At 42.2% G+C, this 21,013-nt stretch carries 17 protein-coding genes and 1 pseudogene; 10 read left to right on the top strand and 8 right to left on the bottom strand.

Translation table 11 applies throughout. The features are described 5' to 3' along the window. Positions 1–149: 149 nt before the first annotated feature. Entirely contained in the window at positions 150–410 is a 261-nt protein-coding gene (tusA, locus tag B2Y23_RS00825) for a sulfurtransferase TusA (protein WP_291368444.1), read from the bottom strand. A gap of 184 nt (positions 411–594) precedes the next feature. Here tusA and B2Y23_RS00830 point away from each other — a divergent pair, with 184 nt between their 5' ends. Together B2Y23_RS00830 and lnt are read left to right on the top strand one after the other, a co-directional pair. Continuing rightward, positions 595–1,434 (top strand): HlyC/CorC family transporter, encoded by an 840-nt coding sequence (locus tag B2Y23_RS00830; RefSeq protein ID WP_291368446.1) that lies wholly within the window; start codon positions 595–597, stop codon positions 1,432–1,434. Then, a complete protein-coding gene (gene lnt / locus B2Y23_RS00835; RefSeq protein WP_291355661.1) occupies positions 1,431–2,990 on the top strand; it encodes an apolipoprotein N-acyltransferase in 1,560 nt (519 codons plus the stop codon). Before B2Y23_RS00830 ends, lnt begins: the two co-directional genes overlap by 4 nt. A gap of 165 nt (positions 2,991–3,155) precedes the next feature. On the opposite strand, the gene B2Y23_RS00840 is transcribed toward lnt, so the two are convergent. The 3 genes from B2Y23_RS00840 to gspF form a co-directional block, all read right to left on the bottom strand. Continuing rightward, positions 3,156–3,491, bottom strand: a complete 336-nt coding sequence (locus B2Y23_RS00840; RefSeq protein WP_291355663.1) for a hypothetical protein — start codon at positions 3,489–3,491, stop codon at positions 3,156–3,158. A 283-nt stretch (positions 3,492–3,774) separates the two neighbouring features. Beyond that, positions 3,775–4,212: a type II secretion system major pseudopilin GspG gene (gene gspG, locus B2Y23_RS00845; RefSeq protein WP_291355665.1), complete on the bottom strand. Its 438-nt coding sequence runs from the start codon at positions 4,210–4,212 to the stop codon at positions 3,775–3,777. Positions 4,213–4,257: 45 nt separating this feature from the next. Then, positions 4,258–5,463, bottom strand: coding sequence for a type II secretion system inner membrane protein GspF (gene gspF / locus B2Y23_RS00850; protein WP_291355667.1), 1,206 nt, complete (start codon positions 5,461–5,463; stop codon positions 4,258–4,260). A gap of 152 nt (positions 5,464–5,615) precedes the next feature. Here gspF and B2Y23_RS00855 point away from each other — a divergent pair, with 152 nt between their 5' ends. From B2Y23_RS00855 to B2Y23_RS00890, 8 genes are all read left to right on the top strand, one after another. Continuing rightward, the gene (locus B2Y23_RS00855; protein ID WP_291368448.1) at positions 5,616–7,838 is read left to right on the top strand and encodes a primosomal protein N'; all 2,223 of its coding nucleotides are present in this window, start codon (positions 5,616–5,618) and stop codon (positions 7,836–7,838) included. 59 nt (positions 7,839–7,897) lie between these two features. After that, positions 7,898–9,739, top strand: a complete 1,842-nt coding sequence (locus B2Y23_RS00860; RefSeq protein WP_291368450.1) for a monovalent cation:proton antiporter-2 (CPA2) family protein — start codon at positions 7,898–7,900, stop codon at positions 9,737–9,739. A gap of 50 nt (positions 9,740–9,789) precedes the next feature. Beyond that, the gene (locus B2Y23_RS00865; RefSeq protein ID WP_291368452.1) at positions 9,790–10,665 is read left to right on the top strand and encodes an Hsp33 family molecular chaperone HslO; all 876 of its coding nucleotides are present in this window, start codon (positions 9,790–9,792) and stop codon (positions 10,663–10,665) included. A 212-nt stretch (positions 10,666–10,877) separates the two neighbouring features. After that, entirely contained in the window at positions 10,878–11,333 is a 456-nt protein-coding gene (locus B2Y23_RS00870) for a DUF2147 domain-containing protein (RefSeq protein WP_291355675.1), read from the top strand. 432 nt (positions 11,334–11,765) lie between these two features. Next, on the top strand, positions 11,766–12,233 hold the full coding sequence (locus tag B2Y23_RS00875) for a DUF2147 domain-containing protein (protein ID WP_291355677.1): 468 nt from the start codon (positions 11,766–11,768) through the stop codon (positions 12,231–12,233). Positions 12,234–12,376: 143 nt separating this feature from the next. After that, a complete protein-coding gene (locus B2Y23_RS00880) occupies positions 12,377–13,342 on the top strand; it encodes a DnaJ C-terminal domain-containing protein (RefSeq protein WP_291355678.1) in 966 nt (321 codons plus the stop codon). A 10-nt stretch (positions 13,343–13,352) separates the two neighbouring features. Then, a complete protein-coding gene (locus B2Y23_RS00885) occupies positions 13,353–13,691 on the top strand; it encodes a chaperone modulator CbpM (protein WP_291355679.1) in 339 nt (112 codons plus the stop codon). 92 nt (positions 13,692–13,783) lie between these two features. Next, a complete protein-coding gene (locus B2Y23_RS00890; RefSeq protein WP_291355681.1) occupies positions 13,784–14,041 on the top strand; it encodes a YdcH family protein in 258 nt (85 codons plus the stop codon). A 99-nt stretch (positions 14,042–14,140) separates the two neighbouring features. Here B2Y23_RS00890 and B2Y23_RS00895 read toward each other — a convergent pair. The 4 genes and pseudogenes from B2Y23_RS00895 to recD form a co-directional block, all read right to left on the bottom strand. Next, positions 14,141–15,375, bottom strand: a pseudogene (locus B2Y23_RS00895) (magnesium transporter CorA family protein). A 261-nt stretch (positions 15,376–15,636) separates the two neighbouring features. Then, a complete protein-coding gene (gene pnp, locus B2Y23_RS00900) occupies positions 15,637–17,724 on the bottom strand; it encodes a polyribonucleotide nucleotidyltransferase (protein WP_291355893.1) in 2,088 nt (695 codons plus the stop codon). Positions 17,725–17,981: 257 nt separating this feature from the next. Beyond that, positions 17,982–18,251: a 30S ribosomal protein S15 gene (gene rpsO / locus B2Y23_RS00905; protein ID WP_005007057.1), complete on the bottom strand. Its 270-nt coding sequence runs from the start codon at positions 18,249–18,251 to the stop codon at positions 17,982–17,984. Positions 18,252–19,220: 969 nt separating this feature from the next. Further along, a complete protein-coding gene (gene recD / locus B2Y23_RS00910; protein ID WP_291368454.1) occupies positions 19,221–20,996 on the bottom strand; it encodes an exodeoxyribonuclease V subunit alpha in 1,776 nt (591 codons plus the stop codon). Positions 20,997–21,013: the final 17 nt, after the last annotated feature.

The following is a 21,013-nucleotide window of genomic DNA, read 5'->3' on the forward strand; positions in this document are numbered from 1 at the left end:
CTCAAAAGAAATTATCAAAGTGCTGTTGCCTTAGCCTGTATATTTTTATGGCTACCTTTATAGGTTTAATTATGAACAGTAAATGTCAACAGACCCTAATCTTTCAAAAATATGGGCAAATGAATCACTCATCTACCCAAAAAAATCTTTTAACCGCCTTTTTTCACCAGATAATGGAACTCTTTATTGCCATTTTCATCCAGACGCTCTTCTTGGAGCAGTAGTTCATGGCCGAGATGCATACAGAATTTTGGAATATCCCATGAGGTGGACGGGTCTGTGGCAAGCACTTCAACCACATCACCTGACTTGGCTTTGCGAATGGCTTGATGCAACATCATCACAGGTTCAGGGCAACGTAAACCTCGCGTATTGATTTGAACAGCGGGAAGTTTTGGTTGTTCAGACATCATAAAACTCAAATATTCGAATTTTCACATTTTAGCATAAACTGCTCATATAAAAATCATCCGGCCTGTTTGTTTACATAACAATATGTGTTTTGTCTTTTACTTTGTTTTATAGATGCATAAGGGCTTTTTCTTCGGTATGATCAATGTATTCATTTGATACATTGAGTCTTTAGGAAAGATCATGCAAGAGGAACCGAGTCCGTCGTGGGGAATGCGAGGCTTACGAAAGTGGTTAGGTACAGCGCCCGAAACCCGAGATGAATTATTAAAACTAGTCCAAAATTCACGTCGTTTTTTAGAACCTGATACTGTTGCCATGCTTGAAGGTGTTCTTGACCTTCCTGCTACAAAAATTCGTGAAGTCATGACGCCAAGAACGTCCATGATTAGCTTGCAGGAAGATGACCAACTTCTCGAAATTCTGCATGTTTTAGTTGAATCTGCACATTCGCGGTTCCCTGTATTCTCATCCGATCAACCGGATAATGTGGTTGGTATTTTGCTGGCCAAAGATCTGCTTCCTTTCCTGACCGAGCCTTCTTCCAAAGTCGATATTCGTGCCTTGATGCGTCAGCCGCTGTTTGTGCCGGAAAGTGCGCGTTCGGATCAGGTTCTGCGTATGCTGAAAAATACCCAGACTCATATTGCGGTAGTGATTGATGAGTACGGTACAACTTCAGGTCTGGTGACCCTAGAAGATATTCTCGAAGAAATTGTGGGTGAAATTGAAGACGAACATGATATTGCTGATGAAGATGCACAGTACATTGTTCCAGATAACGACCATACTGTAGCGAATGCATGGATGGTGCAGGCACTTACACCAATTGAACACTTCAACACTGTTTTAGATGCTGATTTTTCTGACGATGAAGTAGAAACTGTCGGCGGTTTATTGCTTCAAGAAATTGGTTTAGTCAGCGATTTACAAGGTCAAGTCATTGAACTTGAGAATTGGGAATTCACCATTTTAGAAGCAGATGCCCGTACTATTCATCTGATTCGAGCTGTCCGTAAATGAGAACTTACTTTGATAAGCTGTTAAATTCATCTCAACAACACAAGCAGCTCCCTTTTATTTATCCCTTTTTAATTTCGCTTTTTTCAGGTGCTGTGTTCAGTTTTGCACTGGCGCCTTATTATTACTGGTGGCTGGCCCTGCTGTCTCCAGCCTTACTCTACGCGTCATTGCGTAAACGCTCTGCGCCACAAGCCTTTTTCATTGGCTGGGCTTATGGTTTTGGCTTGTGGTTTGTCGGTGCCTTCTGGTTATATACCTCAATCCATGTCTATGGTGATACCAGTGCTTTCTTAAGTGTACTGATGATTGCCTTTATGGCCTTGGTCATGGGTTTATTTACCGCATTGCAAACCTGGATCTACCGTCGCTTTTTCTCGGAAACACCGCTAACTTTTGCCCCATTATGGGTATTTTTTGAATGGGCAAAGACCTGGGTATTTACCGGTTTTCCATGGTTATTTGTCGGTTATGCCTTTACCGAGCGTTTTCTGGATGGCTATGCGCCCTTATTCGGAATTTTCGGTGTTTCGTTTGTGGTCATTATACTGGCCTGCGCACTGGTCGAAATTCTAAATAAACGCCTGTTCTGGGTCATTCCTTCAGCCATTTTACTGCTGGGTGCCTGGGGAGCTTCTTATCTTCAATTTGTTGAAGAAAAAGATGAGAAACCACTTTCCGTTTCCCTGATTCAAGGCAATATTCCGCAAGACCTGAAATGGCTGACTGAATATCAGGTCAAGACCTTGATGATCTATGCCAACTTAAGCCGGACTGAATGGGGACGTGATCTGATCGTTTGGCCGGAATCTTCCATTCCCATGTTCCAGACTGATATAGAACCCTTTTTAGATGCCATGAAAGTTCAGGCCAATAAAACGGGAACTGCCTGGGTCTCCGGTATTCCTTATTGGGATTTGAAAGAATCAAAAACTGAACAACGCCCGATGTACTACAACAGTATTATGGCTTCGGGTGATGAATCTGAAGGCTTGTATAAAAAGCAGCGTTTAGTGCCGTTTGGTGAATACGTTCCTTTATCGGGCTGGCTGAGCTGGGTACTGCCTGCTTTACAGAATGACCCTTCTATGAGCGGTTTTTCTCGTGGAGCACGTGACCAGAAACCACTCGATATTAAAAACCATGCGCTGGGTGCTGCGATCTGTTATGAAGTGGCTTATCCCAACCTGACCCGTCGCAACGCCAGCCAAAGCGATTACCTGGTCACCGTTTCCAATGATGCCTGGTTTACCGGAACGGCAGGACCTTGGCAACATTTACAAATGGTGCAAATGCGCGCTAAAGAAAATGGACGCTGGTTTATTCGTGCTACCAATACTGGTGTAACAGCCTTTATTGATCACAACGGGCATATTGTGAAACAGGCACCGACTGATCAAACAGCGATTCTTCGTGGTGAATTGCCTGCGATGCAGGGCGAAACCTTGTATATGCGTCTGAGTGACTGGCCTATTCTGGGTTTCTCATTGTTATTGTTAATTCTAGGTTGGATTTACCGTCCACGTCAGGTGGATATCTCGTTTAAATCACGGCGTTAGCTTTAAGTGTTCCCTCTCCTCTTAGGAGAGGGCTAGGGAGAGGTAAATTATTTATGATTAATCGCCCTCATCCTCTTGCGGAATATATTCTTTATCCCAGAGAGAGAAAGAATAAAAAGGCACTAAAAACCGAGGTCAATGCCTCGGTTTTTTATCGAACTTAATTTATAGCTGAGTCACCAAATACGACATCATGCCAGTTAAAAATAGCATGGGAATATAACGATAAATTTTTACAACACTGTGCTCTAAGGCTGAAGCATGTTCTTGTTTTAAGTTTAATACAGTGGCTTTTAATGCAGACCAGAAACACAAAACGAATAATGCGCTCAATACACTAATTGCAAAAAAGCCTACCATGATCTGGCTGCTTCCTTCCGTTGCATTCCATAAAGTGAAAATGCCCTGACTGATCGGAAGCAAACTTAAAATTAAAAGAACAGACTTGAGCATTGCCCAGTGAAATTGATTAATTTCATCCGATATGATTAATGCTTTCATTCCATTCTCCCCGGCAAAATTGTTGCCATTTAGAACATTATGCAAGCTTTTGAATAAATAGAAAGTCTAATTCAATCCCCATTTAAGTATTATTGTAACTATCAAATATGGGAATAATTCTTATTATAACTCTCAAACAACGACTATTATACTAAATTATTAAAATTCAATAACTTAAAATATATTTTATAATTAAGATTTATTATCACTTCACTTAGTATTGATCCATTAGATTAAGTGAAGTGATATATTCTATTAACTCAAAATAAATAATGATTTTGAATTAAGGTTGATAATAAATATCGGCATCTGTTCCTTCACCGCCTTCTTTGCCATCAGCACCAAAAGAATATAAATCGAATGCACGGCCTTCCGCACCGGGAATCACATATTGAATATCATTATCCCAACTGTCTTTTGGATAGCCACCTTTGACATAACCACCCGGCATCCAGTTTTTAGCCGAAGCCGGCTGATTCACAAGTGCATCTAAACCGCCATCCTGCATAGAAGGATATTTACCATTATCCAGTTTATATTGGTCTAAAGCACCTGCTACCCCTTTTAAGGTAATGGCAGAAGTATCCACCTTGGCTTTTTCACCACGCCCCATCACATTAGGAACAATCAGCGCCGCCAATACGCCTAAAATTACAATCACCACCATCACTTCAATGAGGGTAAAGCCAGACTGCTTCACTTGATATCGTTTCCCTTGCATCTCACTCTCTCGCACAATCATTATCTTTATAAAATGTAAAATCAGTTAAATCATATTGTTCATATTCACAATCGGCAACATCACCGCGATCACAATCACTAAAACGATACTTGCCATTAACACCAACATTAACGGTTCAAGTAGTGCAAGAAGTGTTGAAATCAGGGTTGTGACTTCCCGATCCTGCATGGTCGAGGCACGCTCCAGCATTCGATCCAGCTCACCTGAGGTTTCACCACTTTTGATCATTTGTACCATCATCGGTGGGAAATAACCACTGCGCTCCAGTTGCGTTGCCAGATTGCCACCTTCGGTGACTTTCTCCGCTGCCAGATTGACCGAATCACGGATCACCCAGTTATTGCTCACTGCAGCGCCAATTTTAAGGGCATCCACCAAAGGCACACCGGATTGGGTCAAAATCGACAAGGTACTGGCAAAACGTGCTGCATTTATACCACGCGATAATTTACCAAATAATGGCAATTTGAGGGTTAAACGGTCAAAAGCATAATGCCCGGCAGATGTTCTTAAAAAACGCGCCAAAGCAATAAAACCAAGCACACTTGCCACCAGCAAAAATGGCCAGGCCACCCGGATAAAATCGCTGGCTTTCATTAGTGCCACCGTAATCCATGGTAAGGCACCCTTACTTTGATCAAACGTCTTTACAATATCGGGAACCACATAGGTCATCAGCCCCATCACAATCGCAAAGGACATCAGCATGAGAATAATCGGATAAATCATCGCACCCTGCACTTTTTTCTGCATGGCAAAGCGGTTTTCAGTGTAATCTGCCAACTGATCCAGAATTAAATCCAAATGTCCTGAACGTTCACCTGCGGCAATAGTGGCAATATATAAGTCAGGTAAACGTCCGGCTTGCTGCAAGGCATTGGCCAGAGAATGTCCTTCCATGACTTTGGAGCGCACCGACATCAGCAGATTCTGTACATGAGCTTTTTCACTTTGCTTGCCTACAGCACGCAGCGCTTCTTCTAAAGGAATTGCAGCTGCCACCAGCACTGAAAGTTGACGGGTAAATAGTGCCAAATCATAGGCGGTGATTTTTTTCTGAAACCAGCCTGCTGAGTGATGTTTATCTTTTTGCTCAACCGGATCAACCGTTACCGGAATCAGCTCTTTGTCTCTGAGCTGTTGACGGATTTGACGTGCAGAATCACCCTCTAGCACGCCTTTTTGCTGCTTCCCTGAAGCATCAATGGCAGTAAATTGGTATGCAGGCATTGTGATGCTCTAATTTTCTAAAATTTCCTTCAGCGCTGTTGCGTCTGACCACCAAAATCATTCATATTCTGAGATATAAATGATTTGTTCACTCTAACATAACTCGATCTTGAGCACGACGAAATTTGATCAGGACCTTTTGACCCTTATTTATGCCAAATACACTATCGACGCCAACTGACATTTATCGTATTCGTGTTGCTGTACCTGTACATATCTATGACTGTTTCGATTACACCGTAACGGCTGAACAATATCAGCAAGCTGAAGTCGGTGCGCGGGTTGCCGTGTCATTCGGACGGCAAAATCTGGTCGGGATTATTGTTGAAAAATTACCAGCAGATACCCCGATTGATCCACGTTTTAAGCTCAAAGCCATTACCGAGCTGCTGGACGACCAAGCGCTTTTAGATCAAAAAACGTTAAATTTGCTCACCTGGTCAGCACAATATTATCAATTTCCAATTGGTGAAGTTTTTCAAAGTGCCTTGCCCACCTTTCTACGTCAGGGTAAACCGTATAATTTATTGGCCCGCATGTGGAAAGTTTTAGATTTAGCTGCTGAAACCAAAGTGACACGTTCCGAAAAACAACAACAAGCCTATAAAATTCTGAAATTACATCCTCAGGGAACCACAGAAAATATTTTAAATCTGGCCGGTATTGAAACGGCGACACTGAAAGCTCTGGAAAAAAAAGGCATTGTGGAATGTGTTCTGGAAAATCAGGATTTTAGTCCGCAACCGGTCACACTGGCGCAAATGCCGCTCACGGCCAATGAAGATCAAAAGCATGCCATTCAACAGGTATTGAAAGCACAGAAAAAATATCAGGCTTTTTTACTTGATGGCTTAACCGGTAGCGGCAAAACTGAAGTCTATTTACAAATCATGCAAGAGATCCTAAAACAAGGCAAACAGGTCTTGGTTCTAGTGCCTGAAATTGGGCTTACTCCGCAAACCATCAGCCGTTTCCAGTCACGTTTTCACGGCCATATTGTGCTGCTGCATTCTGGACTGAATGACTCCAAACGTCTACAAGCCTGGCAAGCGGCGCAAACCGGTAAAGCTTCAATTATTCTAGGCACCCGTTCTGCCATTTACACCCCACTACCCAATCTGGGCTTGATTATTCTCGATGAAGAGCATGACCTTTCATTTAAACAGCAGGAAGGTTTTCGCTATCACGCCCGTGACGTTGCGATGTATCGGGCTCATTTACAAAACTGTCCGATCATTTTGGGTTCAGCTACCCCGAGTATCGAAAGTTATGCACTGGCTGACTCGGGGAAAATGACCCGTTTAGAGCTGAACCAGCGTGCAGGTGTGGCATTGATGCCCAAGATTCATCTGATTGATCTGAAAATTGCGCAAAAGCAAAATGGCATTAGCCAAAGCCTGATTGATGAAATTCAAAAACGGCTGGATAAAAAAGAACAGGTATTGGTGTTTTTAAACCGCCGTGGTTATGCACCCGTGCTGATTTGTGAAAGCTGTGCCTGGCAGGCCAAGTGTCCACATTGTGATGCCAACTTTACCGTGCATCGCCAGCCTTATCAGCATTTGCATTGTCACCACTGTGGCAGCATTCACCGCATGCCCGATCATTGTCCACAGTGCAAGCATACGGAACTGAAATCCATTGGCTTGGGCACAGCCAAAGTCGAAGAACACTTGCAACAGCTTTTTCCCAATTTCGATGTGATTCGGGTCGATCGCGATTCCACCAGTCGGGTCGGTAGCTGGCAAAAAATTTATGACAAAATCCAGAAAAGTGAACCGATTATTTTACTTGGCACGCAAATGCTGGCCAAAGGTCACCATTTTCCCTATGTCACTTTAGTCGCTATTTTGGATATTGATTCAGGCTTACTCAGTGTTGATTTTCGTGCCACCGAACGTACCGCGCAATTGATTATCCAAGTCGCGGGCCGTGCGGGACGGGGTGAACGCAAAGGTGAAGTGTATTTACAAACACTCCGACCGGATCATCCCCTGCTCAATACCTTAATCGAAAAAGATTACCGGCATTTTGCCCAGCAAACCTTAACAGAACGTCAAGCAGCACTGTTACCGCCTTTTCGTTATGCAGCACTAATTCGCTGTGAATCGAAAAGTCAGGAACAAAACCAGGAATTTTTACAGCAGCATGCCCAGGCGCTCAGACAGGTGTCTGAAAACCTGATTGATATCTGGGGACCAATTCCAGCCCCAATGGAACGTAAAGCCGGGCGTTATCAGGCGCATATGGTATTGTTGTCGCAAGATCGTGCCCGATTACATTTTTATATTCGTGCCTGGTGGCAAAACATGTTGCATCAAAAGCCCTCAACCATGAAACTTACACTGGATATAGACCCTCAGGAATTAAGCTAAGCCAAAGTTCATGCTTTGCTCAATTTTTTTGAAATGAGAATAAATTCTAGGACGGATCGATGTCGTTACTGTTACAAATTACGATTTTCCTTGGTGCTTCGCTACTCTTGGTTCCCTTAGCCAAGCGCTTTGGCATTGCCACCGTACTCGGCTATTTGTTTACCGGTATTTTGCTCGGTCCCAGCGTATTCAATCTGGCCAGTGACCCGGAAGCGATTCAGGAACTGGCTGAATTTGGCGTTATTTTGTTGATGTTCATTATTGGTCTGGAGCTACGTCCACAACGACTGTGGGAGATGCGTAAATCGATCTTTTTAATGGGCAGCTTGCAGGTCGGCATTACTGGCATTATTCTGGCCCTGCTGATCTTTTTTGCCTTAAACCAGAGTCTTTCTGCCAGCTTTGTGATTGGCATGGCACTGTCCCTTTCCTCTACAGCTTTTGTCCTACAATTGCTTTCAGAAAAGCAGCAACTGAATACCACCTTCGGGCAGCAATCGTTTTCTATTTTACTATTCCAAGATATCGCCGCTATTCCGCTCTTAGCGATTATTCCATTACTGGCCGGTACTGAATCAACCCATCATGGCGTTGCCTATTTCGCTGCAATCATTGCGACCTTTAGCGGTTTGTTCCTGTTTAGCCGCTATATGATGCGTCCTTTCTTCCGCTTTGTGGCCAAAAGTGGCGCACATGAACTGATTACAGCGGTCGGTTTGTTTATTGTCTTGGGCGTGGTTGCACTGATGGATGTGCTCGGCATCAGTACCACTTTGGGGGCTTTCTTAACTGGGGTACTATTGGCAGATTCCGAATTTCGTCACGAACTTGAAGCCAGCATTGCGCCCTTTAAAGGACTGTTACTGGGTCTGTTCTTTATGACGGTTGGCATGACCACCCAATTATCCCTGCTGGTTGATATGCCGTGGCTGATTATTGGCGGTGCATTCATTTTAATGCTGGTGAAAAGCGTCACCCTGACTGCCATTGCCCGTTATTTAAAATATTCATGGCGCAACAGCTTGCTGCTGGCGACCTGTTTATCTCAAGGTGGTGAATTTGCCTTTGTGGTGCTGAAAGTTGCCAGTAGTGAAAAAGTCATCACCCAGGCGATGCTTGAGCCTATCACATTGATTGTGACCCTTTCCATGGTGCTCACCCCAATGCTGTACTGGCTGATTAGCCGCTGGATTATTCCATTCATTGATAAAGAAAAAACTCCTGTTTATGATGAAATTCCCGATACGCATAACCCGATGATCATTGCCGGTTTTGGCCGTTTCGGACAGATCATAGCCCGTATTGCCCATTTACAGCACCAGTCGTTTACCGCTATCGACAGTAATCTGGAAAAAGTCGATTTCGTGCGAAATTATGGCGGTACGGTATACTATGGGGATGCCACACAACCCGATATCTTACGTTCCGCCGGCATTGAACACGCCAAAGTCTTTGTACTTGCGATTGATGATATTGAAGACTCGATGAATGTGGCACGTCATATTCGCTTGAACTATCCCCAGCTAAAACTTTTAGTGCGTGCCCGAGACCGTCATCATGTGCATTTACTGCGGGATTTAGGTGTCGAACATATCTGGCGTGAAACGTATTTATCCTCCCTCGGGATGGCTTATTGCGCTTTACGTGAGTTAGATGTGAACGAAGAAGATGCGTATAAGAGTATCGAACTGTTCCGTGATTACGATGAGAAATTATTGCTTCAACAACAACGGGTTTATACTGATGAGCAGAAGATTTATGAAACCCATCGTAATGCGCTAGCAGAACTGGAACATTTATTTGAAAGCGATGCCCAGATTCGTCAAGAACCGATTGGCGTCAATTTGCAACGCGGCTTAGCACATCAGCGTATTGATGTCACAAGAGATGATAGTAACTAGCTTGTGTTTTACAATATAGACACCATTAACACGGGCTATTGGAGAAATTTATGTCTGAATTACGTCAACGCTTTTATATTGAAAATTGCCCGATTCGTGGTGAAGTGGTCCATCTTGAAAGCGTTTTGCAAACGATTCTTGCGCAACGTGATTATCCGCAAGCCATTCAAATTCTTTTGGGGGAAATGCTCAGTGCCACTGCTTTATTAGCCAGCACCCTGAAAATCAAAGGCCGCATCAGCCTGCAAATTCAGGCAGCTGGTACATTCAAATGGGCTATGGCGGAATGTAACCATCGCGGTGAAATCCGAGCTTCAGCCGATTACGAAGAAGATCCGCGTTTTTTCCAGGCAGAAAACAGCAGCACGGTGTTGAATGCGCTAGTCAATCCAGTGCTGTTTATTAATATCGAGCCTGAATTTGGGGAACGCTATCAAGGCATTATTGCGCTCGAGCACGATACCTTGGCCGGTTGTTTAATGCAGTATTATGATTTGTCTGCACAAATTCCAACGAAAATTGTTTTGGCCAGCACCGCTGAACGCTCAGGTGGTCTGTTGATTCAACTCTTGCCACGTAATAGCGAAGAAGAACAGCAACGTGTGGATGAAGACCTTTGGCCACGCCTCACCATGCTGACCGAAACTTTAAAAGCGGAAGAACTCACAGATCTTGAACCGACTGAAATTCTGTACCGTCTGTACAATGAGGAAGATGTACGCTTGCCTGAAGCGGAACCATTAAGCTTTGGCTGTACCTGTTCTAAAGAACGCTGTGCCAATGCCTTAATTCAAATTGGTGTAGAGGCAGTGCGTGAAACTTTAGAGTTCCAGAACCCGATTACCATGGATTGCCAGTTCTGTAGCACCCGCTACACTTTTACTGCTGAAGAAGCCTTTGGTTTATTTGGCAAACACCTCAGTTGATTTTATGCAAGTCAATAAAATAGGGCGGCTATAATAGCTGCTCTTTTTTTTATTTTAAAAAATAAAATACCTTATTTTTTATATTGTTTTTTTACACTTGTATTTAAAATATTTTAGCGTAAAATTTCATTTCAAAATAAAGCAAAATAAACTCAAATAATGCTTTATTTTTAGTGCATAAAAATAAATTAATAATTGGGAATATCGACTATATGAACACAAAAATAATGCTCAGTATATTATTACTTCTGGCCTGTCCCTTTATTCATGCAAAAACACTCGATTTAGTGGGAATATGGAAAGCCATTGATGACAAAACAGGCTATGCTCGGGCTGACGTTCTTATTACCAAAAAAGAAAATGGCGGCTATCTGGGAACAATTATTAAAGTCCATGCCATTCCGAACCGTACTGCCCTTGATCATTGTGAAAAATGTAAAGGTGCGCTTAAAAATGCCCCACTGATTGGCTTACCTATTTTGTCAGGTTTTAAGCAAAATCCTAAAAAAGCAGATGAATTTATTGAAGGTAAGGTACTTGACCCTCTTTCAGGTCATGTCTATCAAGGCAAAGGACGTCTGAATACACGAGGCAATGTCCTGACCTTACGTGGCTATATTGGCACCAGTTTGCTTGGCCGAACCGTGTCCTGGATTAGAGTGGATTAACCATGCTTCACCTTCAGCACAAGTTTTTACCTCAGCCCGGTTAGGAACTTGTGCAGCCTCTATTTATAATCTTAAATATCTATTCAATTCCGCTCTTATATTCAAGCAATAAATTATCTTTTATTACCTGTTTATTTATATCAAACGATAAATTTTATTATTAATACCTATAAAAATAATAATATTTCATGCAGTAAATAAAACTGTATTTTACCTTCAGTTAAAATATCAATTGGTTAAAAACTTAAAGTTTTAATATTCAAATCGGGTACTTTTTAATCAAAAAAATTTCAAAGAATAACCCACATAACACAATCAATTATTTATGTGACTTATTTAGCAATTTAACCATTTGATTTTATAGATAGTTATCGTTATAAATTAGGCGTTTTACTCTAAAAATATAAAACTTTCAGTTCAAAGGGGGAATTAATGAAGAATTTATATAAAGGCGTTGTGGCGGGGATACTATTAGCAACCCTATCTTCATTGAGTTTTGCAGAAAACGATAACGATCCCCTGGTGGGCAAATGGAAAACCATTGATGACCGAACCGGTTACTCTCGTGCCGATGTAGAAATTAGCAAAAAACCGGATGGTACTTATGAAGGAATTATCGTGGCGACCCGTAACATTCCTGGTACAGAAAAGATGGGGGTTTGTTCAAACTGCCCAGGCAACTTAAAAAATAAACCGTTTATTGGCTTGCCTTTTATTTGGGGATTTAAAAAGAATCCAGATAACCCACGCGAATTTAATCATGGTCGTGTACTTGACCCGATTGGCGGCAAAGTCTACAAGGGCAAAGCACGCCTCAGTGCCAGTGGCAAGCACTTAAACCTGCGTGGTTATGTTGGTGTATCGGTGATTGGCCGCAGCGTGACCTGGATTAAATATTGATCTTACTCATGATTTACCAAGGCTCCTGTTAAGGGGCCTTTTTTTGTCATGAATTGAAACAATAAGGTACAGTTCTATACTGTTTCAGATTTATGAAAAGCATAATAATGATTAAAACATAATCAATTTTAGCTTCTCATTTTATGCCTAAAAGTCATTACGAAGTTCTTGGCATTAGCCGAAATGCCACCCAGGATCAAATAAAGAAAGCCTACCGGAAACTGGCTCGAAAATATCATCCTGATGTGAGTAAAGAGAGTGATGCTGAAGCAAAGATGCAAAGTATTAATGTGGCTTATGACACCTTAAGCAACGAAGAAAAAAAAGCTGAATATGATTTTCAGCTCGATCATCCAGAGGCTTTTTATCAATCCGGGGCACAGACAGGAACCGGTGGTTTTGATAATGCCCATTTTTATAATCAGGGATTTAATCAGCAGCATTCCAATTTTAGTGGTTTTGAAGATCTGTTTGGACGCTTTGGTTCAGGTTTTGGCGGCGGTAATTATCAATATCAACAGCAGCAAAGACAGCAACAGCGCAGTTATCAGGGCGAAGATCAACATGCCAGTATAGAAATTGATCCCGAAATTGCTTATCACGGTTCAACCCAACAGATTACCTTGCAGATTCCGACTTTAAACGCCTATGGCGAACCTGAAGTTCAGCGTAAGACTTTACAGGTCAAAATTCCTAAAGGCATGAAAGAAGGTCAACACATCCGTCTGAGTGGTCAAGGTCAGACTGGCATCAATGGCGGCAAAAATGGTGATTTGTATATTGAAATTCACTATAAGGACACAGCACGAATGCGGGTAGAAGGCGCCGATATTTATTACAACGTGAATATCACCCCTTGGGAAGCAGCCTTAGGGCAAAGCATTGAAATATCCACGCCCGCAGGACAAAAAATTCAGGTGAATGTGCCTAAAAATGCCAAAACGGGTCAACAACTCAGGCTCAAGGACAAAGGGATTCCGAGCAAAGTACCCGGTCATCTGTATCTGGTTTTAAATATCGTGTATCCAACTGCACACACTGAACATGAACAGCAGGCTTACCAAGCTTTTTCTGAAACTTTTGCAACGTTTAAGCCTCGCAATGTTTAAGGAGAACATCATGACCACTATTCATTATCGTGAAATTATATCTGATGAAATTAATCCTCCAGATGTCATTGATGATTATTACAGTTTTGATTTAAAGCATTTTGCCGATGCGTGTGGACAAAGTCCGGAATGGGTTTTACAACTGCTTGAATACGATATTTTAGACACCCGTCCAGAAGAAAGAATTCATCAATTTTTTGGTGATGATGTTTCACGTGCACGTCGGGCCTACCGTTTGCAGCGTGACTTCGATGCCAGCTTCTCTGCGGTGGCAATGATGCTCGATTTAATAGATGAAGTGCAACAATTACGTAAACAGGTCAAACACTTGAATATCAAAGATGCTTAAAGCAACTTTTCTGCCTCCTGGCTACCGTCTATAGATCAGGTACGGGTGGCTATTTTGTTCTGAAATTCAACGCTGGAGAATAATCTAGGCTTATGAAAACCAAAGAATGCAATAAGAAAGTGAAGAAAATGTTTCCTGAACATCAGGAACTGATCCATAAATTACGGCATGAAGATCCTCATTTCGCTAAAATATTTGAGAGCCATCAGGAATTAGATAAGGAGATCACTCAGCTTGAACTCAATCCGGTTAATCTGATTAATGAAGATATTGATTCATTAAAACGCAAGAAGCTCAAAATGAAAGATGAAATTTACAAAATTCTGGCCCAGAATGCTCAAGTAAGTTGAGCTTTAAGCCTGCAAAAAATGGGACAAACCATGTTGAGCTTTGATTGAACTGCGCTGGATTGTGCATAGGCCCAGTGAGGATAGATAAAAACTGACCTTTTATTTTAACTTGGTCAGTTTTTCAACCTCTTTCATGGTGTCTTTGACCGATTGCTTGATCGGCTCATAATTTAAAAACCAGAACAGGTTTACGTGTTGATCTTGATGCTGCTGGGCCAATAAATCGATGACGCTTTTTTCCCCGCGGCCTACCAGATGGCGACGATAAAAATAATACACCAGCAGTGCCGTCGTGATCAGCATCACCATCAGCATGCTCCAAAACCCGGTGGGAGATTTTAAGCCTGGAATAAACTCAAAGTTCATTCCATAAATCCCGGTTAATAAGGTTAGAGGGGCAAAAATTGCGGTAATAATGGCCAAAATTCGCATATTTTCATTGGTCTGATTGGCAATGGCAGAAAAATGCAAATCGATGGCTGCCTGAATAGAGGTACGCAAACGAATGGTATGTTTTTGAATTCGGCCTACATGGCTGACCAGGTCATCCATCCGCACCAGCATAATATCTTGCCGTTCAGATTTTTTCTTGCCTTTTAAATGTGGATAATTGTCGACAATTTCATCCCGCAGTTCCTGTAAGGCATCAATTTGTTCTTCACAGAGATTCTCTACTTGCTGAAAAGACATGCTTTCCTGGAATAACTGATCCCATTTGGTAAATCTGCGGTGACCTTGGAGTAATTCTTGCTGCCAAAATTCTACACGTCGGGTTAAAGGTACTCGTAAATCCAAATAACCATCGATAATACTATTCAGCAAACGTAAAGCTAAATCTAAAGGCGTGGAGGAAACTTTACGTGATTTATTTTGATCTTGTACAGTACGGGTGAAATTCATTTCTATCCGTGAAATATAATTCTCACTGCCCTATTGCCCTGTTCACGCACAGTAACCAGCACTTGCGGCGTGATGATAAAACTCACCGGTGTCGTGGCCAAACCAAACATCTTTTCATGCTGTTCCAGCGCTTGTGCTCCGGTCTTGATGTCATCATCAGGTGTAATCAGTTTACGAAAAATCAGCAGGTCATAATCTTCCATGCTATCGAAAGTACACGGATGTTCCAGATTCAAAACATCTTTTAGATGAAACTCGTTTAACATCAGCTGACTATATTGGTAGATTTCTTTTTGCCATTCATCTGCACGGTTCACTACATCTTCTCGGGTACAATCAATCCATACAAAAACTGGTTCAGCTTGGGCATTTTGGTTTTTTTGTACAAAAATATGCTGCTCAATAGGATGTTGGTAAAAATAATAAACCTGCATATCAACAATTCTCTAGGGTACTTTCTTATATTGTCTAACTGATGGAAATTGCAATAATTTAATCCCACTAGCTGCGATAAAATTATGAGCGGCGAGAAAGTATTAAGCAATAACATACAACTGGAAGTGCATCTTTTAAATCGAATTTTCTTTCTGCCCATAAAAAAGCCCTGAGCCAGCCAAAGTGATTGCTTTGGCAAAGCTCAAGGCTTTTTCATATCTTTTCATTCACATGAGCTAACCCATGTGAAATTCAAACACTTATGCTTGTTCGATGTCTTTCATGGTTAATTTGATACGACCACGGTTGTCGACATCAGCAACTTGTACTTTAATCTCTTGACCTTCAGTCAATACATCTGCAACGTTGGCAATACGTTCGTTCGAGATTTGAGAGATGTGAAGCAAGCCATCAGTACCTGGAAGGATGTTTACAAACGCACCGAATTCAACGATACGAATAACCTTACCGGTATAGATTGTACCTGGTTCGATTTCAGCAGTAAGCGCCTGGATTTTCGCAACAGCAGCCATCGCAGCAGCTTTGGTTTCACCAAATACGCGAACTGTACCGTTGTCTTCAATATCAATCGCTGCTTTAGTTTCTTCAGTAATTGCACGGATGGTCGCACCACCTTTACCAATTACGTCACGAATCTTGTCAGGGTTGATGTTGATCACTTGGAATGTAGGCGCATGCATAGAAATTTCAGGACGAGCGCGTGAAATCACTTGGTTCATTGCGTTCAGGATGTGCATACGACCCGCATAAGCCTGGTTCAATGCAGCTTCCATAATTTCTTCAGTGATACCTTCGATCTTGATATCCATTTGAAGCGCAGTAATACCGTTTGCAGAACCGGCTACTTTAAAGTCCATGTCACCTAAGTGATCTTCATCACCCAAGATGTCAGAAAGAACTGCGAAACGCTCGCCTTCTTTCACTAGACCCATTGCAATACCCGCAACTGGTGCTTTAAGTGGAACACCTGCATCCATAAGTGATAATGAAGCACCACATACAGACGCCATTGAAGATGAACCGTTAGATTCAGTGATATCAGATACGATACGGATGACGTACGGGAAGCGGTCAGCTGGTGGAAGCACGGCTTGAACACCACGGCGCGCCAAACGACCATGACCGATTTCACGACGTTTAGGACCAGATTCACGACCCGTTTCACCTACAGAGTATGCAGGGAAGTTGTAGTGCAACATGAAGTTGTCAGTTTTGGTACCTGCAAGGGTATCCACCATCAACGCATCACGTGTATTACCCAAAGTCGTTGTTACCAAGGCCTGAGTTTCACCACGTGTGAATAATGCTGAACCGTGTGCACGGTCAAGAACGCCTACTTGTACATCAAGGGCACGAACTGTTTTGGTGTCACGGCCATCGATACGCGGTTTACCAGACAGGATGTTGTCACGAACAGTACGGTATTTTAAGTCTTCGAATAATTCGTTAACTTCGTCCGCAATACCCGTTTCGTCATTTTCTGGAACAAACTGTGCAACTGCTTCTGCATAAAGCGCATCAAGTGCCGCATAACGGTCTTGCTTAACTGCAATTGTGTAAGCTTCAGAGATTTTCGCTTCGAATGCTTCTTTCAATTTACCAAGAAGTTCTTCGTTTTTAACTGGAGCAACCCAAGTTGACTCAACCGCGCCTGCAGCTGCAGCAAATTCTTTGATCGCTTGGATCGCAATTTGCATTTCGTCATGACCGAAAAGTACAGCACCCAGCATTTGATCTTCTGAAAGTTCTTTCGCTTCAGATTCAACCATAAGCACTGCAGATTCAGTACCTGCAACTACCAGATCAAGGTCAGATTCTTTCAATTGTTCATAGTTCGGGTTAAGAACATATTCGCCGTTGATTAAACCAACACGCGCACCCGCGATCGGACCACGGAAAGGCGTACCAGCAATAGACAATGCAGCAGATGTACCTAACATTGCAGCAATGTCAGCATCCATGGTTTTATCAGAAGAAATAACAGTGGCTGTTACTTGAATTTCGTTGAAGTAACCTTCTGGGAACAACGGACGAATTGGACGGTCGATTAAGCGTGAAATTAAAGTTTCAGCTTCAGACGCACGGCCTTCACGTTTACCATAGCCACCTGGGATACGACCGGCAGCATATTGTTTTTCCTGATAGTTAACAGTCAGTGGGAAGAAGTCTTGACCTGCTTTTGCTTTTGGTTGAGCAACAACAGCAACAAGTACAGTTACACCGCCCATAGTGATTACAACTGTGTTTGCTTGACGTGCAACACGACCAGTTTCTAGTACAACCTGGTGTTGACCGAACTGGAATTCTTTACGAATAATATTAAACATTGACATGTATTTTTCTTTCCTGATTTTATTCTAGTGGAGACCCCTAAGGTTTGGCATTCACATCTGCTGTATAAATGACAAAGCTTAGAAGCCGACCTCACTAGACTATAAAAATGTATGAATACACTATTTTTAAACACAAAGAAGGAGCGAAACAATCGCCCCTTCCCCATTACCTAACCAAGGCCAGATATACTTTAATTTTCAGTAATATGGCATTTAACATGCAATAGTCCGAAAAAATAAGTTTAATCGAATTAACGACGTAAACCTAAAGCAGCGATCAAAGCGCTGTAACGAGTAGCATCTTTACCTTTAAGGTAGTCAAGAAGCTTACGACGTTGGTTAACCATACGGATAAGACCGCGACGGCTATGGTGGTCGTGTTTGTGTTCTTTAAAGTGACCTTGCAAATCATTGATTTGGGCAGTTAAAAGAGCTACTTGAACTTCAGGTGAACCAGTGTCGTTTTCAGCGCGAGCAAATTTAGCAACGATCTCTGCGCGATCTGCGTTTGTTAAAGCCATTCGATTTCTCCGAGATGCTTAAAAATTACATTTGATAGAAATCAATTGATTTCTCAATTGACTGCCGTGCATCACTACAGCAAGTGCGTTATTTTAAGGGAAAATTCAGGGGATTGCAAAAAGAGAAACCGCTTTTCATCTTTTTATGTCAATGCATTGAAAAACCTTCTTTTTTTATTTTCTCTCTTTAACTCTGAATTTATACATTAACCCAACCATTTCATTCTGAAAAAGCTGGAGACAAAATTGTTTTTCCAGATGAAAAAATGCGTATTTCTATTTTTCTCTCATGTATTTAAGATAAAAAAAAGCCCAAGCTGGGCTTGGGCTTTTTTGCGCTGTAGTTTCTTATGTTTTAATTATTATTCTTTTATTTATAGTCGTAATTTGCGCTTTTCGCGCTTATTGTTATAAACATTCCGTGTGTGAAGTTTTACTTCCCTATGTGGTAGATTTTGCCACAAAACATTGTGTAAAAAAGTCGACTTTATCGTATCTCTTTGTAAGTGTTTTCGTACATTGATTTAGATTTGTTATGCTTCACGTAATGCTCTATTTTATTAATAACAATAAATATCAAATACTTAAACTAAAATACAATATTGAACTGATACAAAAGCATTCAGGTTCAGCATTTTTAATTTTTACTTCTCCTGAGCAGATTAAATAGTGGCTGTTTCCGCCAATCATTTTTGTAATAAATCCCCTATTTTTGCATATAAAAAAGCCCTGTAGTCTCTCCCAAAACTACAAGGCTTAGCGGCTGTAAGTTTCCTCTTTATCCTTACTTCATTGTAAGTTCGCTGTCTTTCGACATTATTATTATATTATGGCGATTTTACCCAACTTTCCGTGTTGAGCTTTTTATGTGCAGCCATCATCTCAAAAACATTGCTAAAGCTCTATGCGCCAATTTCTCGAATTAATGTAAGCAATTTCGTACAAAAACCCGAAATTATTTATTTATGATTAACAATTTAGAAAACTATTAACTTTATCTAATACCCCGCTTTTTCTTATGGTTTTAATGGTTAAAGCTTGTACAAAAGCCTCTGGATCGGCCAGTACACTCACCACTTTCTTGGCCCGGGTAATGGCGGTATACAATAACTCTTTACTGAGTAAATTTTTCGCCGCTTCATCTAGCACCACTGCGGTATGGGTAAATTCCGAACCTTGTGATTTATGAATGGTCAGTACAAATGCCGTTTCAATGCTTTTCGGCAAGCGATTTGCGGGTACCCATTTTTCCAGACTCGGGAAATAAACCTCAAACTGCGACTGTCCATCACGGTTACGCTTAAAGCAGATTCCGATATCCCCGTTCGACAAGCCCAGTTGATAATCGTTATAGGTCATCATGACCGGACGGCCGACATACCAATCGCCCTGCTTGCTCATCTGTAGCGATAAAGCCTCCAGCAAGCGCTGTTCAATTTGCTGGTTTAGCTGGTTTAAACCGAAAGCACCGTGGCGAATAGCCGCCAAAATCCGGTAATCATCAAAAATCTTGACCACCTGTGTTACCCAAAGTTCAGGTTCATCGGCCGTGAGATAACTTTTTAAAGCGTCAATATATGCCCGATAACCTAACATCAGCTTGTCATAATAAGTTGTCCGGTCAAATTGCCTGGACAGCTGAGCAGGAAGATATTCCAGCTGAATCTGATCCTGCATTTCAGCTTGCAATGCCACTGCATGGATTTCACTGGGCGCAACCACTTGCTCCTTAAACTGTTCCAGCAATGCTGCGCTGGTTTGGACAGCTTGCTGGGTCTGAATAAATTGTGCCATTTTCCCAATTAAGGCGCCTGCTTCAAAACGGCGACTATTCACTAAATGAACGCGATTCTCAGCCAGATCCGGAACTTGCTGCAAATCAGCCAGTACGGCTCCCACGTCCACCGCAGCCAACTGGTCAGCATCGCCCAGTAAAATCAGGCGGGCCTGATCCGGTACCGCAGACAGCAACATATTGGCCAAGCTTAAGTCGAGCATGGAGGCTTCATCGACCACAATTACATCATAAGGCAAAGGCTGCTTGGCATGAAAACGCGGCTGAGAGCCGGTTCCCAGTCCTAATAAACGGTGAATGGTGATGGGATTGAGCTGCTTTAACTCATCCGTTACCAAATCTTGCAATTTTTTATCATTGAGTGAGTTTTGCAGTGCTTCTTTCATGCGCTGTGCAGCTTTACCAGTCGGGGCCGCCATCGCAATGCGGATATTCGGCATTGCCTGATTCAGCACGGCAATAATCCGGGCCAAGGTATAGGTTTTTCCGGTTCCCGGTCCGCCGGTAATAATATTCAGTGCCTGCTTCGCCACCATCTTCAAAGCCTGAACCTGATATTCATCCGTCAGTAAATCTGGATAAGCGGAAAGATCAACCGCTGGAATGGTTTGCTGTTTTAATCGTGCCACTTGCTGAGCCAGTGAATGTTCCAAAGCCCAGTAACGGTATAGATACAAATGCTGCCGATCGAAAACAAAAGGCGCGACCTGATCTTGCCTATTGTCTTGAATATTCTCAGCTGGAACCACTAAATCATGCAGTGTATCCGCCTGTTGCCGAGTTGCAGAAATACAACTGTCACCTTGTTGAATTGACTCTAGAATTTGCTGAATAATATCGCTGGTATTTTCGTCCTGTGCGGTATGACTAAACGGCTGCTGGCGAATAAACCGACTCCAAGTGCTGATCCATGCAGCGCTTTGATCATCTTTATATTGTTTATTTTCCACACAGTTATCCTCAAAGT

Source organism: Acinetobacter sp. UBA5934 (assembly GCF_002430855.1).
Lineage (GTDB): Bacteria > Pseudomonadota > Gammaproteobacteria > Pseudomonadales > Moraxellaceae > Acinetobacter.

Excerpts from the sequence above, each read along its gene's own strand:
- tusA (WP_291368444.1), bottom strand. The coding sequence starts at position 410 with ATGTCTGAACAACCAAAACTTCCCGCTGTTCAAATCAATACGCGAGGT.
- B2Y23_RS00830 (WP_291368446.1), top strand. The coding sequence starts at position 595 with ATGCAAGAGGAACCGAGTCCGTCGTGGGGAATGCGAGGCTTACGAAAG.
- lnt (WP_291355661.1), top strand. The coding sequence starts at position 1,431 with ATGAGAACTTACTTTGATAAGCTGTTAAATTCATCTCAACAACACAAG.
- B2Y23_RS00840 (WP_291355663.1), bottom strand. The coding sequence starts at position 3,491 with ATGAAAGCATTAATCATATCGGATGAAATTAATCAATTTCACTGGGCA.
- gspG (WP_291355665.1), bottom strand. The coding sequence starts at position 4,212 with ATGCAAGGGAAACGATATCAAGTGAAGCAGTCTGGCTTTACCCTCATT.
- gspF (WP_291355667.1), bottom strand. The coding sequence starts at position 5,463 with ATGCCTGCATACCAATTTACTGCCATTGATGCTTCAGGGAAGCAGCAA.
- B2Y23_RS00855 (WP_291368448.1), top strand. The coding sequence starts at position 5,616 with ATGCCAAATACACTATCGACGCCAACTGACATTTATCGTATTCGTGTT.
- B2Y23_RS00860 (WP_291368450.1), top strand. The coding sequence starts at position 7,898 with ATGTCGTTACTGTTACAAATTACGATTTTCCTTGGTGCTTCGCTACTC.
- B2Y23_RS00865 (WP_291368452.1), top strand. The coding sequence starts at position 9,790 with ATGTCTGAATTACGTCAACGCTTTTATATTGAAAATTGCCCGATTCGT.
- B2Y23_RS00870 (WP_291355675.1), top strand. The coding sequence starts at position 10,878 with ATGAACACAAAAATAATGCTCAGTATATTATTACTTCTGGCCTGTCCC.
- B2Y23_RS00875 (WP_291355677.1), top strand. The coding sequence starts at position 11,766 with ATGAAGAATTTATATAAAGGCGTTGTGGCGGGGATACTATTAGCAACC.
- B2Y23_RS00880 (WP_291355678.1), top strand. The coding sequence starts at position 12,377 with ATGCCTAAAAGTCATTACGAAGTTCTTGGCATTAGCCGAAATGCCACC.
- B2Y23_RS00885 (WP_291355679.1), top strand. The coding sequence starts at position 13,353 with ATGACCACTATTCATTATCGTGAAATTATATCTGATGAAATTAATCCT.
- B2Y23_RS00890 (WP_291355681.1), top strand. The coding sequence starts at position 13,784 with ATGAAAACCAAAGAATGCAATAAGAAAGTGAAGAAAATGTTTCCTGAA.
- pnp (WP_291355893.1), bottom strand. The coding sequence starts at position 17,724 with ATGTTTAATATTATTCGTAAAGAATTCCAGTTCGGTCAACACCAGGTT.
- rpsO (WP_005007057.1), bottom strand. The coding sequence starts at position 18,251 with ATGGCTTTAACAAACGCAGATCGCGCAGAGATCGTTGCTAAATTTGCT.